The 18,059-nt window shown below is 59.4% G+C and carries 17 protein-coding genes; 5 read left to right on the top strand and 12 right to left on the bottom strand.

What is annotated here, in order from left to right; translation table 11 throughout:
• The first annotated feature begins 4 nt into the window (after positions 1–4).
• On the top strand, positions 5–1,069 hold the full coding sequence (locus WA157_RS01295) for a malate/lactate/ureidoglycolate dehydrogenase (protein ID WP_422619228.1): 1,065 nt from the start codon (positions 5–7) through the stop codon (positions 1,067–1,069).
• Here the strand turns inward: WA157_RS01295 and WA157_RS01290 are convergent.
• The 12 genes from WA157_RS01290 to WA157_RS01235 form a co-directional block, all read right to left on the bottom strand.
• Complete coding sequence (locus WA157_RS01290) at positions 1,053–1,646, bottom strand: gluconokinase (RefSeq protein ID WP_422619227.1); 594 nt, start codon at positions 1,644–1,646, stop codon at positions 1,053–1,055. The genes WA157_RS01295 and WA157_RS01290 overlap by 17 nt on opposite strands.
• A 31-nt stretch (positions 1,647–1,677) precedes the next feature.
• Positions 1,678–2,580, bottom strand: coding sequence for an NAD(P)-dependent oxidoreductase (locus tag WA157_RS01285; RefSeq protein WP_422619226.1), 903 nt, complete (start codon positions 2,578–2,580; stop codon positions 1,678–1,680).
• A gap of 29 nt (positions 2,581–2,609) precedes the next feature.
• Positions 2,610–3,533 carry an SMP-30/gluconolactonase/LRE family protein gene (locus tag WA157_RS01280; RefSeq protein WP_422619225.1) on the bottom strand — a complete coding sequence of 308 codons (924 nt, stop codon included), beginning with the start codon at positions 3,531–3,533 and terminating at the stop codon, positions 2,610–2,612.
• Between the two features lie 29 nt (positions 3,534–3,562).
• On the bottom strand, positions 3,563–4,540 hold the full coding sequence (locus WA157_RS01275; RefSeq protein WP_422619224.1) for an ABC transporter permease: 978 nt from the start codon (positions 4,538–4,540) through the stop codon (positions 3,563–3,565).
• Positions 4,537–5,484, bottom strand: coding sequence for an ABC transporter permease (locus WA157_RS01270; RefSeq protein ID WP_422619223.1), 948 nt, complete (start codon positions 5,482–5,484; stop codon positions 4,537–4,539). Before WA157_RS01270 ends, WA157_RS01275 begins: the two co-directional genes overlap by 4 nt.
• The gene (locus WA157_RS01265; RefSeq protein ID WP_422619222.1) at positions 5,481–6,962 is read right to left on the bottom strand and encodes a sugar ABC transporter ATP-binding protein; all 1,482 of its coding nucleotides are present in this window, start codon (positions 6,960–6,962) and stop codon (positions 5,481–5,483) included. The genes WA157_RS01270 and WA157_RS01265 overlap by 4 nt, the downstream gene beginning before the upstream one ends.
• Before the next feature lie 132 nt (positions 6,963–7,094).
• Positions 7,095–8,120 carry an ABC transporter substrate-binding protein gene (locus tag WA157_RS01260; protein WP_422619221.1) on the bottom strand — a complete coding sequence of 342 codons (1,026 nt, stop codon included), beginning with the start codon at positions 8,118–8,120 and terminating at the stop codon, positions 7,095–7,097.
• Positions 8,121–8,451: 331 nt separating this feature from the next.
• Entirely contained in the window at positions 8,452–9,651 is a 1,200-nt protein-coding gene (locus WA157_RS01255) for a mandelate racemase/muconate lactonizing enzyme family protein (protein WP_422619220.1), read from the bottom strand.
• Between the two features lie 72 nt (positions 9,652–9,723).
• Positions 9,724–10,734: a TRAP transporter substrate-binding protein gene (locus WA157_RS01250; RefSeq protein ID WP_422619219.1), complete on the bottom strand. Its 1,011-nt coding sequence runs from the start codon at positions 10,732–10,734 to the stop codon at positions 9,724–9,726.
• A 42-nt stretch (positions 10,735–10,776) separates the two neighbouring features.
• On the bottom strand, positions 10,777–12,075 hold the full coding sequence (locus tag WA157_RS01245; RefSeq protein WP_422619218.1) for a TRAP transporter large permease subunit: 1,299 nt from the start codon (positions 12,073–12,075) through the stop codon (positions 10,777–10,779).
• Complete coding sequence (locus tag WA157_RS01240) at positions 12,072–12,617, bottom strand: TRAP transporter small permease (protein ID WP_422619217.1); 546 nt, start codon at positions 12,615–12,617, stop codon at positions 12,072–12,074. The genes WA157_RS01245 and WA157_RS01240 overlap by 4 nt, the downstream gene beginning before the upstream one ends.
• A gap of 25 nt (positions 12,618–12,642) precedes the next feature.
• Positions 12,643–13,386 (bottom strand): FadR/GntR family transcriptional regulator, encoded by a 744-nt coding sequence (locus tag WA157_RS01235; protein WP_422619279.1) that lies wholly within the window; start codon positions 13,384–13,386, stop codon positions 12,643–12,645.
• Between the two features lie 122 nt (positions 13,387–13,508).
• Between WA157_RS01235 and WA157_RS01230 the strand changes: the two genes are divergently transcribed.
• The 4 genes from WA157_RS01230 to WA157_RS01215 are packed head-to-tail and all read left to right on the top strand — an operon-like array spanning position 13,509 to position 17,890.
• Positions 13,509–15,251, top strand: coding sequence for an IlvD/Edd family dehydratase (locus WA157_RS01230; RefSeq protein ID WP_422619216.1), 1,743 nt, complete (start codon positions 13,509–13,511; stop codon positions 15,249–15,251).
• Between the two features lie 11 nt (positions 15,252–15,262).
• Positions 15,263–16,216 carry a C-terminal binding protein gene (locus WA157_RS01225; RefSeq protein ID WP_422619215.1) on the top strand — a complete coding sequence of 318 codons (954 nt, stop codon included), beginning with the start codon at positions 15,263–15,265 and terminating at the stop codon, positions 16,214–16,216.
• A gap of 34 nt (positions 16,217–16,250) precedes the next feature.
• Positions 16,251–17,252: a 2-dehydro-3-deoxygalactonokinase gene (locus WA157_RS01220; RefSeq protein ID WP_422619214.1), complete on the top strand. Its 1,002-nt coding sequence runs from the start codon at positions 16,251–16,253 to the stop codon at positions 17,250–17,252.
• Positions 17,249–17,890 (top strand): 2-dehydro-3-deoxy-6-phosphogalactonate aldolase, encoded by a 642-nt coding sequence (locus tag WA157_RS01215; RefSeq protein ID WP_422619213.1) that lies wholly within the window; start codon positions 17,249–17,251, stop codon positions 17,888–17,890. Before WA157_RS01220 ends, WA157_RS01215 begins: the two co-directional genes overlap by 4 nt.
• Positions 17,891–18,059 lie beyond the last annotated feature (169 nt).

The raw sequence follows: 18,059 nt of genomic DNA, 5'->3' as shown, positions 1-18,059 counted from the left end.
ATTTATGAAAAAAACCCATCAAGCCCCTGAATTACGGGCGCAGGTAGCTACTGTTTTAAGAGCGTCCGGCAGTTCCCCCGAAGAGGCTGAAACCGTCGCGGCCAATCTGGTGCTGGCCAATCTCAGCGGCCACGACTCGCACGGGGTGGGCATGCTGCCGCGCTACGTGGAGGCGGTGCTCGAAGGCGGCCTCAAACCGAATACCAGCGTGCAGGTCGTTCTCGACACCGGTTCGCTGCTGACGCTGAACGGGCAGCGCGGTTATGGCCAGATCGTCGGCGAGCAGGCGATGGCACTCGGCATCACCCGCGCCCAAACCCATGGCAGCTCCATCATGACGCTGGCCAATGCACACCATCTGGGCCGCATCGGGCACTTTGCCGAAATGGCCGTGGCGCAGGGTCTGGTGTCCCTGCATTTTGTCAATGTGCTGTCCCGCCCGGTGGTGGCACCTTTTGGCGGCGCCGACGGGCGCTACGGTACCAACCCATGCTGCATTGGCGTGCCGCTCAAGGGGCGCGAACCTTTTGTCCTGGACTTCGCCACCAGCCGCGTGGCGCAGGGCAAGATGCGTGTCGCGCACAACGAAGGCCGGCGCGTCGAGCCCGGCACGCTGATTGACGAACACGGCCTCCCCAGCACCGACCCGGGTGTTGTGGTGGTGCCCCAGAGCCATGGTCTGTTTGGTGCGCTGCTGGCTTTTGGCGAACACAAGGGTTACGGTCTGGCGGTCGCCTGCGAGCTGCTGGGAGGCGCTCTGACCGGAAGCGGCACCTGGCACAAGTCATCAAACCCGGACGTGCGCGCCATCGTCAACGGCATGTTGACCATCCTGATCGACCCGGCCAAGCTGGGCACGCAGGCTACTTTTGAACAGGAAGCGCTGGCTTTCATCGACTGGCTCACGGCCGGTCCGGTTGCACCCGGCTTTGACGCGGTGCAGATTGCCGGCGACCCGGAGCGCGCCACCCGTGCGCAGCGCCAAGCCGATGGCATCGCGCTGGATGCAATGACCTGGCAGGAAATTGTTGCGGCCGGCCACAAGGTCGGCGTCACTTTGCCAAACTGAATCCCTCAGCTATGGCGGCCACGATGACCTCAGGCCGACTCGCGACATCAAAGATCTGCGCATTCTCCTGCGGGTCCGGCTCTTCCAGCGTGGCCAGTTGGCTGACCAGCAAGGACAGCGGCATGTAATGGCCGGTCCTCGCGGCCATGCGCGCTGCCAGCAGGTCGTAGTCGCCCTGCAGGTACAGAAAATGCAGGTCGGGCGCGCCTTGGCGCAGGATGTCACGGTAGGCGCGCTTGAGCGCCGAGCACGACAGCACCAGCCCCGTTCCGGCCAAGCGCGCTGCTCCGATACGCTCGGCCAGCGTTTGCAGCCAACCCGCACGGTCCGCATCGCTCAAAGCAACACCGGCCGCCATCCGCGCCACGTTGGTGGCCGAATGCAAGGTGTCGCCTTCGAGAAACTCCAGGCCCAGGGCGGCGGCCAGTTGGGCGCCCACGGTGCTTTTACCGCAGCCGCTGACACCCATGACCACAAAAATAGGGGAACCCTTACTTGATGCAGGAACTGGCGCTTGTGCAAGCAGACCAAGTCGCCGTGCAGCAACGAGATCGCCGCGGTTGCCTGATTTATTCATTCAAGATGATTGCTGTGGTGTGTCAAGGGGGTCAACGGGGAACGATCTTGACGTTGTTGAGTTTTTCCTGTGCTTCAAACAGTGACGCAATCAGCTTGTCGCCATAACCGGCATTGACAGCCTGGATCAGGCTTTGATGCGCGGCTTCACCCATGAAGCTTGTGACCGGCAGCATTTCGGCCAGGTGGGTGTAATACCGCAGGTCTTTCTGCGCATTGGCGATGCCGAACTTGAAGCCGGTCACGTCGCCATTCTTGAGGGTGTTGGTGGCCATCATCTGGAAAATGCCGCAGTTGACGCCGCCTGCGGAAATCACGTCATAGAGCCGGTTCAGGTCCAGCCCGCTTTTGGCCGCGACGGCAAAGGCCTCGGCGATCGACGCCGCAAAGCTCATGGCCATCATGTTGTTGACCAGCTTGAGCACATGACCGTGCCCCGGCGGCCCGACATGGAAGATGTTTTCGCAAAACGCGCTGAGTACGGGCTCCAGGGTTCTGAAATCCTCGGGTTCGGCGCCTACCATGGTGTTGAGCCGGCCTTCTTCGGCTTCCTTGGGCGTGCGTGCCAGCGGCGCATCAATCAGCTTGATGCCTTTGGCTGCGAGGTCATTACGGATCTTCGTACTGGAGGCAGGTTCAGCGGTCGAGGTGTCGACCACGATCAATCCGGTGCGACCGCCCTCCAGCAGGCCATCCTCGCCATACACGATCTGCTCCACCTGTGGCGAACCCGTGACGCAGATAAACACGATGTCCGAGACCTGCGCGCACTCTGCATTGGTTTTGGCCTCGCGCGCGCCGGCTGCGATCAGATCAGCCAGGTTGTCGCGATGGCGGTTGACCTTGAAGGTCAGCGCAAAACCCTTGGCCAGCAAATTCTTGGCCATGCCGTGGCCCATCATGCCGATACCGATGAATCCAATTTTCTGTGTCATGCTTTATTGACTCCTTGTCGATCGCCGCGCTAGCCCGTGGTATTGAGATAGACCGCGTACAGGGAACTTGTTGCACACATGAACAACCGGTTTCGCTTCACTCCTCCGAAGCAGACATTGGCGACCGTCTCTGGCAGCAATATCTTGCCCAGCAGCGTGCCATCGGGGGCGTAGGCATGCACGCCGTCGGCCGCGCTGGTCCACAGCCGCCCCTCATGATCAACCCTGAAGCCATCAAACAGTCCATTCGTACATTGCGCAAAAACACGCGATGTCTCAAGACGACGTCCATCCCCGCTGACACGGAACTGCCGAATGTGACGCGGTCCGTCGGGATCATGGCTGGCGCCGGTATCGGCCACATAGAGGATGGACTCATCCGGAGAAAAAGCCAGGCCATTGGGTTTGACAAAGTCATCGGCAACCAGGTCGACTGCACCCGTTGCGGGGTCAACCCGGTAGACATTGCAGGCGCCAATCTCGCTGTCCGAACGCCGGCCTTCATAGTGGGAAAGAATGCCATAGCTCGGATCGGTGAACCAAACGGCGCCGTCTGAATGAACCACCACATCGTTCGGCGAATTCAAGCGCCGGCCCTGCCAGCGGTCGGCCAGAACGGTCTGCTCACCGTTGTGTTCCGTGCGCACAACTCGCCGGGTCAGATGTTCGCAGGTGATGAGCCGGCCTTCACGGTCAACGGTGTTGCCATTGGAATTTTGCGCCGGTTGGCGAAATATTCCCACGGTACCGTTGAGTTCGTCCAGGCGCAGCATGCGGTCGTTCGGGATGTCCGACCAGACCAGCGTGCGGTGCGCGGCAAACCAGGCCGGGCCTTCGCACCAGCGCGCTCCCGTCCACAGACGCTCGACGCGCTCGCAATGCAACAAGCAGCCGGAAAATCCGGTCTCCAGCACCTCAAAGCCGGTGCCCTCCAGTGTTCCAAATGGTTTCATGCCATGGGTCTCCTTAAAGTCGGAATTTATCAACGCTTGCCGGGTGAGCTGGCAGCCACAATCACCGCGATGATGATGAGCCCGGTCAGCAAGGTGCGAAGACCCGGCCCTGCACCTGCGGCATTGAGCATGGCCACCAGCAGGAACATGAACATGGCGGCCCCCCAAATGCCAGGCACGCTGGGAGCTCCACCACTAACCGCGGTGCCTCCTATAACGACCACAGCAATTGTCAGCAAGAGATACTCTTGCCCCTGGTCGAGTGAATTGCCGCCGGCAAATCCGGCAATCAGTGCACCGGTCAGACCGGCCAGACCCGCACAAATCACATAGGCCCAAAATCTGGTGACCTCAACGCGCAGGCCAGCCAGACGGGCGGCCCGGTCGTTTTGTCCGACAGCCGCAATCGACCGGCCCAGCACGGTTCTCTCCAGCATCACGGCGACCCCGACGGTCACCACCAGGGCCACCACGGCGAGCAGCGGAACGCCGAGCAGCCGCATGGCCATGAAATCGGAAAACAGGGGAGGGGGCTTGATTTTCAGCCCCCGGCCAACATAAATGGCGACCGACATCACAATCAGCGACCCGGCAAGCGTCGCAATGATAGGAGGAATATTCAGAACACGGATCAGTCCAAAATTGAAAACACCCACCGTTGCGCCTACCAGCACCGCAGCGAGAATACCTGGCACGATCATCGTGTTGTTGCCATTCATCACGATCATCGCCACCGCGCCTGACAAGGCGATTGACGACGGGATGGAGAGGTCGGCATTGCCGGGGCCCACGCTGATCACCAGCATCTGCCCCAAAGAAACCAGGACGGTAAACGCGGAAAAAGTCAATGCCGCTGTCAGCAGGTCGCCCGAGCCATGGCCCTGACCTGTGAACACGGTGGCAGCCCAAGCCAGCACGGCGGCCACACATGAGCCGAGCCAGGGACGACCCGCGCCCCAGCGCTGCAAGCTTGTGACGCCAGACAAAGATTTCGTCAATGTACTCACGCGATTCGCTCCAGTCGGTCAATCGCGGCGCGCAAGCCGAGCACCACGATGAGAATCAATCCCTGCATGCCAACCTGCCAGTCCGGCGCGATATCCAGGAAAGTCAGAAAGGAGGCTGCCAGCGTCATCGTCAATGCGCCGATCACCGCACCCACCGGAGAAACATAGCCGCCGACAAATTTGCCGCCCCCCAGGATCACGGCAGCAATGGACACCAGCGTGTAACGGGATGCAATGTTCGGATCGGCTGAGGTCGTTTGTCCCACCAGCATCAATCCGGCAATGACGCCGAATACCCCGGCCAAGGCATATACACCTGCCCGCACCCGAACCAGCGACCAGCCGACACGCGCCACCGCAGCCGGATTACCCCCCAAGCCGCGCACCAGGGTACCGAATGCACTGCGAGTGATCAGGGCGTGCCCCAGCACGGCGGCGACCAGCGCCATCCAGATCGGCATCGGCAGCCATGGCGTGCGGTAAGCCATCGCACTGCTCAGCCAGCCCGGCGCCAGTCCGCCCGGCGTTGGCAGCAAAAGTACGGCACAGCCAAGCCAGACAAAGGACAGGCCCAGAGTGACGACGATGGACGGCAGGCGGCGCGACTCGATCACAGCGCCGGCCATGGCGTAAGCAGCAACCGCTGCGGCGAGCGCGAGCGTGGCCAAAGCGGGCCGCGTCGGCAACAAGGTGGCGCCGATGCTGGCGACCAGCGAGACGAAAGGACCAATGGACAAGTCCAGATCACTCACGGCCAAAATCATCATTTGCGCCAGGGTCGCAAACATCAGGGGAATGGCCAGATCGAGCAGCAGGTTGATGCCGAAGTAGGACATCGCGCGCGGCTGCCGCCAGAATACGGCTCCCAGCAGCAAGGTCAACGCCATCGCAGGCAACAGGGTATGCAGCATATGTACCCCTCGCTTCGCGAGAACAGGGCTCATGCGGCAATCTCCTCGAAAGACATGTTCAGCACCCGTTCTTCGTTCAGCTCGGCCCGCGACAGTTCGCCGACCACTTCGCCGTTGTTGAAAACATAGACCCGATCGCAGTGAAACAACTCATCGAACTCGGTCGTGTACCAGATGAAGGTCCGTCCGCGCCGGGCCTCATCGGCAATCAGGGCATAGACATCGTGCTTGGTGCCAACGTCCACGCCGCGCATCGGGTCGTCCATCAGGATGATCGGTGCGGTCGACCCCAGTGCCCTGGCGAACAGCACCTTTTGCTGATTGCCGCCGGACAGGGAAAAGATCGGCAGATCAAGATCCGGTGTCACAAGACCCAGGCGTTGCCGCCATTGCTCGGCACGATCACGCTCTTTCTTCAGATCAATCAGCAGCCCGCGCTGGAATTGCGACAGACAGCCCACGCTCATGTTGCGCGCGATCGACCACAAGCCAAACACCCCGTCGGTCTGGCGGTCTCCGGCTACAAACGACGTGGCGCCGCCAACCCACACAGCGGACTCAGCTGCGCCGGTAGACGCTGCCTGCAAACGCAACAGCAGCCCGGTTTGGCCATGTCCAGCCAATCCAGCCAGACCGATCACTTCACCTGCACCCGCGTTCATCTCCATTCGCGTCCGGGTCGGTGAGGATACTTTCACGACCAGCGGCGCATTCTGCGGCCCGGCTGTCGGTGAAGCTTCACCAGCAAATCCGGTAGCCTGCTCGTCCTGGCCCATCGCGGCGACCAGCCGGTCGCGACTGGTCTGATCCGTGCGTACGGACTCGACAACCTGACCATCGCGCATGACTACCACGCGGTCTGCCACATTGAAGATTTCACGCAGTTTGTGGGAGATCAGAATGCAGCTCTTGCCATGCGCCACGAATTCACGGATATAGGCCAGCAACTGGCCTGCCGCATGGCTGTCCAGCGAGGAGGTGGGCTCATCAAGAATCATCAGTTCCAGAGGCTGCGCCCCGGGGGTGAACGCGCGGGCAATCTCGACCAGCTGACGCTTGCCGATGGACAGATCAGCCACCACCTGGTCCGCACGCAAACCATGGCCAGGAAAGATACGGTCAAGCGAGGCCTCCAATTGAGAGCCGGCATTCACACGCCAGTTCCAGCCTTTGAGCTGCGGCTGGGCAATACGCATGTTCTCGGCCAGCGAGAGATTGGCACAAAGGGAAAGCTCCTGATAGACGGACCGGACCCCCAGGCGTTGCGCCTCGCGCACACCCCAGTCGGAACGCCCCGCTCTGCCAGCGAAATGCAGTTCCCCGCGATCAGGCGTCAGGGTGCCGGACAGCACATTCATAAGGGTCGATTTGCCAGCCCCGTTATGTCCGACCAGGCCAATACATTCACCACGCGTGATCTGGAAATCCACGCCGCGAAGCGCCTGCACGGCACCAAAGGCTTTGGCGGCATCCCGGACCTCAAACAGGATTTCAGAAATTGAATTTGTCACTATGTCTCTCTTGTCAGAAATGCCGGCCCCCCACGAACGCCAAGAACCAAATGCATGCACGAACAGGCAATATCCATTCCTATGCGATCCGGTCTCGCCTTCTGACAAGAGCAAGACCGGACGATCGAAACCCTACTTCAGCTTGGCCAGAAAATCCATCACTTCTTTTTGCGAGTACTCAACGTTCACCACGCCACCGGGTTCGGTATTCTTGAGAGACTCATCCAGAGTCTGCTGGGTCACAACACTTAATGGCAGCTTCATGTCTTTGGGGACTTTGGTCCCTGCCAGGATCTGTTGGGCAACCCAGAAGGCAAATGTCGAAGCACCCGGAGCAATGCTGGCCGACATGGTCTGGTACTTGCTCGCATCGCGCTGCTCTTTCCACCAGGTCAGTTCATCATGGCGATTGCCGAGAAAGATGACCGGGGTGGGCCGCCCCGCTGCCTTAAACGCTTGGGCAACGCCATAGCCGTCACCCCCTTGGGTGGCAACCGCCGTCACCGCGGGCAGGGTCGAGAGGATGGCCGAAACTTCCTTTTGCGCAACCGTCTGCGTCCAGTTGCCAGGAGCCGATCCGACTATTTTGAATTCGGGGTGTTTCTTCACGCCAGCAGCAATGCCTTGATGAATTTCATCGTCGACAAATACGCCCGCCAGACCACGCACTTCAAGCAGGTTGCCCTTGAGACCGCGGCTTGCAAAGTAGTCGATCTGCATCTCACCGAGCTTCTTGAAATCCACCGCGATGCGATAAGCGCAGGGTTCAGTGACGATGCCGTCAAATGACACCACCACAATGCCCGCATCACAGGCTTTTTTAACCGCTCCATTGAGCGCTGTCGGAGACGCCGCATTGACGACAATGGCGTCGTAGCCCTGCAAAATCATGTTCTGAATTTGTGCGGCTTGTTCCGTCGCCTGGTTCTCGGCGGTTGTGAAGCTCGGTGCTTGCGCGACGATGTGCTTGGCTACAGCGTCCTTGGTGATTTTGTCCCAGCTCTTGAGCATGGTCTGGCGCCAGGAGTTGCCAGCGAAGTTATTGGACAGTGCGATTTTCTTGGTCGCAGTATCGGCCGCCGTGGCCGGTGCCTGGGCAGCAATGACGAGCAAACAGCTGATCGCTACCGTATGGAGCGTGAATCGACAATTTTTCATTTAAGTTCCTTATCCTGAATCCGATTGCCCGGTCTCAGGTGTTTCCTCAAAAAAAGCCAGTCCGACAACCAAACGTATATGCCGGTGGTCAGAGGTACGACGTCGGCAGAACGGCGTAGCCAGGCAAACGAATGTCAATACTTCAAAGGTCGACATGCACTGAGTCTTCCATCAACAACAAAGCACCGGCAGACTTACATCGTATTGAAATATCATCATACCAATGGCTGCTTCCAATTGAACACTGGGAGAAACCCTGAGTCGGTTCGTCATTCACAGGCTGTGAAGGACTGAGAAATGGCGTGAACCCTGTTCTTGCGGAGAAATACGCTCAATCCGCCACAGAGGAGCGCACCGTGGCGTCCCCGCGCTTGTGCAGGTCGGGCAGCAGCTCCAGCCCGAGTCCGGGCTTGTCATTGAGGCTGATCAGGCCGTTTTTCACGGTAGGTAATTCCGTGACCAACTCCTTGTACCAGCCACTGTAGAAGGCACGCACGCTTTCCTGGATCAGCGCGTTGGGCGCATGCAGTGACAGATGGGTAGAAGCCGCCCACACCACAGGGCCGGTGCAATCGTGCGGCGCCACCGGTAGCTGCCAGGCGTCGGCCATGGCGGCGATCTTGCGTGCCTCGGTCAGGCCCCCGCACCAACTCAGATCCAACATGGCGACTCCGGCCACGCCGGTTTGCAGATAGTCCTTGAAACCCCATTTGTAGCTGAGCGTCTCGCTGGCGCAGATCAAGGCCTCGCAGTCCTTCGCGTACTGCTTGAGCAGGTCGAGGCTGTCCATGCGGATGGCGTCTTCGTGCCAGAAGGTATTGAAGGGCTTGAGGGCGCGCGCGATCTTTTGTGCCATGGGCAGGCGCCACAGGCTGTGAAACTCGACCATGATGTCCATTCTTTCGCCCACGGCCTGACGAATTTTGCGGAAGGGTTCCAGCGCCTGTTCGAGGTCGGCGTTGCTGATGTACTGGCCATCGCTCTTCTCTGCCGCCGGGTCGAAGGGCCAGATTTTCATGGCGCTGATGCCTTCGCTCAACAATGACTCAGCCACTTCATCGGCACGGTGCAGAAAGCCTTCCAGGTCCTCGTAAGGGCCCACGTGCTGCCCCAGGCCCCAGTTGGCCGTGCTCTGGTTGACGGTGTTGCGCACATACTGGTAGCCGGCGCAGGTGTTGTAGACGCGGATGGCGTCGCGGCTTTTACCCCCCAGCGCGGTATGCACGGGCATGTTGGCGGCCTTGCCAAAGATGTCCCACAGGGCAATGTCCACGGCCGAGTTGCCGCGCGTCTCGACGCCAGAGCCGCGCCAGCCCAGATACCCCATCATGTCCTTGTTGCGCGCCTCAATGGCCAGCGGGTCTTTCCCCAACAGTTTGGGGGCTACCCACTCATGGATATACGCTTCCACCGCCTGCGCGCCCATGAAGGTTTCACCCAGCCCCACCAGTCCTTCATCGGTATGAATGCGAACCCAGATGATGTTGGGGAACTCGCCCAGCCGCAGGGTTTCAACTTTGGTGATCTTCAATTCAGACTCCAGAAAAAAAGGCCGCGAGGGATATCCCTGGCGGCCTTGCTTCAGACCACGCGACGGTTCGTACTAACCGCCGCGGGCTTTTTTCAGAGCATCCAGCACAATGGTGACAGCTTCCGCGCCGATCGTTGGCACGTTTTTGTCATACACCGGCTTAACCTTCGCAAACATACGGCGCTGCTCGGCCGAGGTAATCTCGTTGACCTGCATGCCTTTGGCTTTCAGGCTGGCCAGCGACTTCTCGGACTGCGCACGGATAGCGGTGCGCTGCACTTTCTGGCCCTCTGCAGCGGCTTCGCGCAGCACGGCCTGCTCTTGCGGATTGAGCTGGTCCCACAGCTTTTTGCTGTAAAGAATCAGGAATGGCGTGTAGGCATGCCGGGTCACGCTCAGGTACTTCTGCACCTCATTGAATTTGGACGTTTCAATCGTGACGAAGGGATTTTCCTGGCCGTCGATGGTCTTGGTTTCCAGCGCGGTGAACACCTCGCCGAAGTTCATCGGAACAGCGTTGGTTCCCAGCGTCTTGAAGGTGTCCAGAAAAATGTTGTTCTGCATGACACGAACCTTGATGCCCTCGAAATCTTCCGCTTTGGTCACCGCGCGCTTGTTGTTGGTCAGGTTGCGAAAACCGTTTTCCCAGTAAGCGAGATTCACGAGACCGGCTTCTTCAAGCTTCTTGTTGAAGTAGGCACCCGCCGGGCCGTCCAGTACCGCGTCCGCTTCTTTTTCATTGGCAAACAGGAACGGCAGATCGAACACGCCCAGTTCCTTGATGATGCCCACCAGCGGCGAGCTGGATGTGCAGACCATCTCCTGCGTGCCGGCACGCAAGGCTTGCGTGGCCTGCAGGTCGCCACCGGCGGCGTTGTTCCAGAAGGCATTGATCTTGATCTTGCCGCCGGTCTTGGCATTGAGCACTTCCTGCATTTTTTTGACACCGAGTCCGACCGGATGATCTTCGGCCACGCCGTTGGTGAACTTGATGGTGCGCTCGGCAAACTGGGCGAAGCTTGACGTCGCCACCAGCAAGGCGGCACCGGCAATGACCGATGTAATGGTTCTACGCTTAAACATGGTTGTCTCCTAAAATATGAATGACAGGGGTCGGGAAAAATGTCATCGCATCCACCAATGAAGTGGGACGGTGACGATCTGGGGAAAAAGAACCAGCAGGAACATCACGGCCAACTGGGCCATCAGGAAAGGCAGTACCCCCTTGAACGCATCGTCCATGGATATCTTGGCAACACCACAGACGACGTTGAGCACGGTACCCACCGGCGGCGTGATTAGACCGATGGCGTTGTTCATGATGAACATCACGCCGAAGTAAACCGGATCAATGCCAGCCTTGAGCACCACCGGCATCAGCACCGGCGTGAGGATCAGCACCGTCGGCGTGAAATCAAGAGCCGTGCCGACCACCACGATCAGCACCATCATGACCAACATCAGCAGTATCTTGCTGCCCATGAACGGCTCCAGCATGTCGGCGACTTCCGTCGGAATGTTGGCCACCGTAATGAGCCAGGCACTGACCATGGCGGCAGCCACCAGAAACATCACCACGGCCGTCGTCTTGCCGGCGGTCAACACCAACTGGTACAGCTCAGACCACTTGAGTTCGCGGTAGACAAACATGCCCACCGCAAAACTGTAGACGGCTGCCACCACAGCCGCTTCAGTCGGCGTGAACACGCCGAATTTCATGCCGCCAATGATGACGACAGGCAGGGCCAGCGCCAGGCTTCCTTCGGCGGTGATTTTCAGGCGTTGCGGCATCGCAAGTTTAGGTGCTGGCAGCACTTTTTCATTTTTCGCCAACCACCACCAGGTGAGGCCAACGGCCGCGCCCATCAGCACGCCTGGCACAATGCCGGCCAGAAACAGCTTGGTGATCGAGACGTTGCCCGCCACCCCGAAAATAATCATGCCGATGGAAGGCGGAATAACCGGGGCGATGATGCCGCCCGACGCAATCAGTCCGGCCGAGCGGTTGATACCGTAGCCCGCGGCCCGCATCATGGGAATGAGCAGAGCCGCAAGCGCTGCGGTATCGGCCACGGCAGAGCCCGAGAGCGAGGCCATGACCACAGCGGCTAACACCGTGACATAACCCAAGCCGCCCCGGAGGTGGCCAACCCAGGCCATGGCCAGGTTGACAATGCGCCGACTCAAGCCGCCCGCATTCATGAATTCGCCGGCGAGCATGAAGAAAGGCACCGCCAATAATGGGAAATTGTCAGCACCATCAACAAAACGCTGCGCCAGAATCTGGCTGTCAAAAGCCACCAGCCCACTGGTCGCCGCCAGGAATCCCATCAGTGTCAGGCCACAAACGAGCAGGGCATAGGCGATGGGCATGCCGATGCCCATCGCGGCGAGCAAGCTCACAATGAATACGGTAACCGTCATGCCTTGATTTCCCTTAATTGTTTTTCGATGTCCGCCAGGCCCTCGGTCTCAATGACCTGAACCAACTCATCCTCACGCAACTGGCCGGTCAGCAGGCGGTACAGCACGTTGACGTTCATGATGCCCATGATGCCGCCAACGACGTAACCGATGCCATAGACCCAGATCATCGAGAGGCCCAGGACCGGCGACACATTGGTGACCTGGAGCTCATGCATCTTCCAGGTACCCAAAAAAAATAGCACGTTGCAGCCCAGCATCAGCGCTTCGCTGAGGAACAGGCAAAGCTTCTTGCCTCCCAGGCCCATATGCTTAACCAGCGTGTCGACGCCCAGATGCCCTTTCTCCCGCATGGCAACCATGGCGCCAATGTAGGTGAGCCAAATGAAGCAGTAACGGGACAGTTCGTCAGAGACATCGATGCCTGAGTTGAAGCCATAGCGCAGCACCACATTGCCGAACACCATGATCACCATGGCCACCATGCATACGACCACCAGAAATTCGAGCAACTTGAAGAACAAATTTATCGGTTTTTGCAACATAGACTCCAGAAAAATCAATTCATCAGGCCGCCTTGAGCATGGAGGCAGGCTTATTCAGCCGGGGCAGGTCTCGGCTCGAGGCGAGAATTTCTTCAATATCCAGATGGGCGCCGTCAATCAGGACCAGGATTGCCTTTTCGGCCTTGGCGGGGTTGCGGGCAATCACGGCATCGAGTACCGCGCGATGCAGCGCCAGGGAACCCGCCGGCCCCCCTTTTTTGCTGGCAGACAACTCAAAACTGGTGCGCAACAAGGCTCCGAGCGCCTTGCTCATATGGATGAGCATGCGGTTGCGGCAGGCCCGCAGCAACCCCTGGTGGAAGCGCAAATCATAGGAGACATAGTCACCGCCTTCTTTCACAACCCGCGTCATGCCTTCAAAGGCGGTTTCGATATCAGTAATATCCTCCGCGGTGGCGCGTTGGGCTGCGAGGCGAACAGCGGCAGGCTCAACAACACGGCGCAAATCCATCAGATCACGTAGAAACTCGGGCGTCAGGCCAGCTTTGGCTTGCCAAGCGATGACGTCGGGATCAAACCAGTTCCAATGCTCTTCGGGCAACACACGGGTGCCGACCTTGGGGCCTGTGGTCACCAGGCCTTTGGCGATAAGCGACTTCACGGCTTCACGTATCACGGTGCGACTGACTCCCAGCTGCTCACCCAGGATCGGCTCGGGTGGAATCGATGCGCCGGCGACGTAGCGCCCTGCGACGATGGCTTCGCCGAGATGGTCAACCGTATTGCCGTGGACGTTCTTTATTATGTTATTCATCATTTTCAATTGGTATCATATTACGATAGGATGATATTTTCATGGGGGTTTTCCCTGGCGACTGATTGATATCATATGACGATAATACGTTTACTAATTCAAGGATGTACCCTATGACCAATTCAAACAAACCCAAAAAGAAGCCCGAAGAACTTCGCAGTCAGCAGTGGTTTGGCCGACAGGATCGCGACGGTTTTGTCTACCGCAGCTGGGTCAAAGGCAAGGGCGTGCCAGACGACCAGTTTGATGGCCGCCCGGTCATTGGCATCTGCAACACCTTCAGTGAACTCACCCCTTGCAACTCGCATTTCCGCACGCTGGCCGAGCAGGTCAAGATCGGCGTGTATGAGGCCGGCGGCTTCCCGATGGAGTTTCCGGTCATGTCGCTAGGCGAGACTCTGATGCGCCCGACCGCCATGCTGTATCGCAATCTGGCCAGCATGGATGTGGAAGAAAGTATTCGTGCCAACCCTCTCGACGGGGTCGTGCTGCTGATGGGCTGCGACAAGACCACGCCGTCGCTGGTGATGGGCGCGGCCAGCGTGGACTTGCCCACCATCGGCTTGAGCGGCGGCGCCATGCTCAACGGCAAGTGGCGTGGCCAGGAGCTGGGCTCGGGCACTGGGGTATGGAGCATGAGCGAGCAAGTCCGCGCCGGCACACTCAAGCTGGAGGAATTCCTGGAGGCAGAGAGTTGTATGCACCGCAGTCACGGTCACTGCATGACCATGGGCACCGCCAGCACCATGGCCTGCATGGTCGAGGCACTGGGTTTGGGTCTGCCTGGTAATGCCGCTTATCCGGCGGTGGATGGACGACGCAATGTGCTGGCACGCATGGTCGGGCGGCGCGCAGTGGAGATGGTGCATGAGGATCAGAAGCTCTCCAAGGTCCTTACCCTCAAAGCTTTTGAAAATGCGATCAAGACGCTGGCCGCCATTGGTGGCTCGACCAATGCCGTGATTCACCTGATCGCCATGGCCGGTCGGATCGGCATCAAACTGACCATCGAAGACTTTGACCGGCTGGCCAGCGAACTGCCTTGCCTGGTCAACCTGCAGCCTTCGGGCCAGCACTTGATGGAGGACTTCTGTTACGCCGGGGGCCTACCGGTTGTGATGAAGGAAATCCAGCACTTGCTGCACACAGACATCGTTACGGCCAATGGAAAAACCGTGGGTGAGAATATTGCTGACGCGAAAAATTACGACCCGCGCGTCATCAAGAAGTTCGATGAGCCGTTCAAGGAAAAGGCCGGCATCGCGGTATTGCGCGGCAATCTGGCACCGCGTGGCGCAATCATCAAGCCCAGCGCCGCCACTCCGGGACTGACGACACACAAGGGACGGGCTGTGGTGTTCGAAAATATCGAGGACTTCCACGCCCGCATCGATGACGAGAATCTCGATATTGACGAAACCTGCGTGATGGTGCTCAAGAACTGCGGCCCCAAGGGCTACCCCGGCATGGCGGAGGTGAGCAACATGCCGCTTCCCCCGAAGATTCTGCGCAAAGGCATTACCGACATGGTGCGTATCTGCGACGGACGCATGAGCGGCACCGCCTACGGCACCGTCGTACTGCACGTTGCGCCCGAAGCGGCCGCAGGGGGGCCGCTCGCGGTGGTGCAAAACGGTGACATCATCGAACTGGACGTCCCCCATCGCAAGATCCATCTGCATGTGACTGACGAGGAGCTGGCCCGCCGTCTGGCCAAATGGAAAGCACCCGAGCTACCCATGACATCAGGCTACTGGAAACTCTACATTGACCACGTGCTGCAGGCCGATGAAGGCGCCGATCTGGACTTCCTCATGGGCAAACGGGAAGCTTTTGTGCCACGAGACAACCACTAAGCCGCGGCAGAATGAAAATCCTGATTACCGATTATGACTTTCCCGATCTTGAACTGGAGCAGGCGCTGTATCGCGCCGCCGGTATCGAGATTGTTGTCGCGCAGTGTCGCACCGAGGAGGATGTGATTGCCGCGTCGGTCGGCTGTCAGGGTCTGCTGGTGCAATACGCGCCGATCAATGCCAAAGTATTCAAGGCCCGGCCCGAGATCCGGACTGTCAGCCGTTACGGCGCTGGCTTCGACACCGTCAATACCGCCGACGCGAAAGCGTATGGCGTGTGGGTCAGCAACTCGCCCGATTACGGGGTCGGCGAGGTTGCCACCCATGCGCTTGCGATGACGCTGTCGCTGCTGCGGCATATCGCGTTCTACGATCGGGACGTCAAGGCCGGAAAGTGGCATTTCACGACGGCCGGCAAGATGCAGCGTGTTGCCGACATGACGGTCGGCATTCTTGGCCTCGGTCGCATTGGCAAGCGGATGGCGCATATCAGCCGCAACAGTTTCAAGCGCGTGATCGCCTGCGATCCCTACATCATCGACGGCGATTTTCCGGCTTATGTCGAACGCGTCAGCAAGGAAGAACTGTTTGCGCAGGCCGACGCGATATCGTTGCATGTGCCGCTCACCGATGAAACGCGCGGAATGGTGAACGCGTCGGTGCTCGGCCTGATGAAGCCCGGCAGCGTGTTGGTCAATACCGCGCGCGGTGCAGTGGTCAATATTGATGACCTGCTTGCTGTGCTCGATGCCGGTAGGCTTGACGGTGCTGCGCTGGACGTGCTGCCGGTTGAACCGCCGGCGACCGACTCGCGCATCGTGCAGCATCCCCGCGTATTGCTGTCGCCACATGCAGCGTTCTACTCGGTGGTCGCGGAAAAGGAGCTGCGACGCAAGGCGGCGCAGAATCTGGTGGACTGGGCGCGTAGCGGTCGACCCTCCTATGTGGTGGTCAGCGGGAAATAGCTGAGAACAGATCGAACAGGAAAGGGCGCGACGCATGGCATCGGAGACGATTCGAGAAGTTCAGAAATGTTTTGGCGTCGCCGCCGACCCCGCGTTAAAGCGGGGGGGGCGTGTGAGCGCCAGCTTGAGTGGCCGCACCTTGCTCGCGGTCGACTGGGGCACCTCATCGCTGCGCGGCGCCTGGCTTGACGCCCGCGGCCAGACTGTTGAAGAGCGATCTTTTGCCCGGGGCATTCTGACGGTAGCGCCGGGTGAATTCCCTGCTGTGCTCAAGTCCTGTTTTGGCGACTGGATGCAAAGGCCTGATGCTTTGTGCCTGATGTCCGGTATGGTCGGCAGCAAGCAGGGCTGGCTGGAAGCACCTTATTGCACCTGTCCGGCCGGGTTCGCAGAAGTCGCCGCCAACTTGGCATGGGTGGAGCCTGATCGCATCGCCATCGTGTCGGGACTTTGCTGCGAGAACGACGGTATCCCTGATGTCATGCGGGGCGAAGAGACCCAGATTTTTGGCGCCCTGCAACTGCTCGGACTGCAAGAAGCGTTGGTGGTGCTCCCAGGTACGCACAGCAAATGGGTGCGAGTGCATGCGGGTCGTATCCAGTCATTCTCAACCTTCATGACGGGCGAGTTTTTTGCCCTGCTGCGGCAACACTCCATTTTGTCGCGCACCCTGCCGGCCAGCGATGGTGATTTCGACAGTGAGGCTTTCGACCAGGGCGTGATACTGGCCCTGCGCAGCAGCAGCCTGCTGCACACCGCCTTCAGCACGCGCACCCTGTCGCTGTTCGATCGGCTGCCTGCCGCCGCACTGCCTAGCTATTTGTCCGGTCTGGTTATTGGCGAAGAGTTGCGTGCCCAGACATTGCGGACTGACGCCGAGGTGGTCATCATCGGTTCGGAGTCATTGACTCAGCGCTACCAAAGTGCGCTGGCCCTGCGCGATGTGCCCTCGCGGCGGGTGGGCTCGGAGGCGACTTGGGCCGGTCTGTGGGCTATCGCGCAAACGCTCCATCCCAACTTGTTGAAACAATCATGAATGCACACCGAAAATTTGAAGTCGCACTGAGTCACATCCCCCTGATCGCCATCCTGCGCGGCCTGCAAGCGCATGAGGCGCTGGCGGTGGGCGAGGCTCTAATCAGCACGGGCTGGACCTTGATCGAAGTCCCCCTTAACTCACCTGATCCGCTCACAAGCATTGCCACTCTGGCCAGCAACTTCTCCCAGGCGTTGGTCGGTGCGGGCACGGTACTCACGCCGGACGATGTGCGCAACGTCCATGCTGCAGGTGGCCAACTGATCGTGTCACCCAATTTCAATCCAGCGGTGGTGCGCGAAGCCGTGCGTTTGGGGCTGGTGTGCCTGCCCGGCGTGATGACTGCCACCGAGGCCTTTGCAGCACTGGAGGCTGGCGCCACGGGACTCAAACTTTTCCCGTCGGAGATGATCACACCGGCGGTGGTTCGGGCTTTGCGTGCCGTCTTGCCCGCAGACGCGCGACTGCTGCCGGTAGGTGGCATTACGCCGGAAAATCTGAGTAGTTACCTTGCTGCCGGCGCCACTGGCTTTGGCATTGGATCAGCCCTCTACAAGCCCGGTATGAAAGCAACCCAGGTTCAGGCCAATGCCATGAACTTTATTTCTGCCTGCCGAGCCTCCCCCTTGTCTCACTAAGAGCCCCGCAACCTTGCGGGCCTGATGAACGAAAGTACATAGCCATGACAATTCAAAAACACGACAACCTGATCAACGGCCAATGGGTCGCGGGTGCCCACTACGCCCCCAACATCAATCCGTCCAATATGGCCGACGTCATCGGTGACTACACCCAGGCCGATGCCGC

This window comes from Rhodoferax ferrireducens (genome assembly GCF_049302455.1).
GTDB lineage: Bacteria > Pseudomonadota > Gammaproteobacteria > Burkholderiales > Burkholderiaceae_C > Rhodoferax > Rhodoferax ferrireducens_B.
This window is presented reverse-complemented; position numbering and strand designations above follow the sequence as displayed.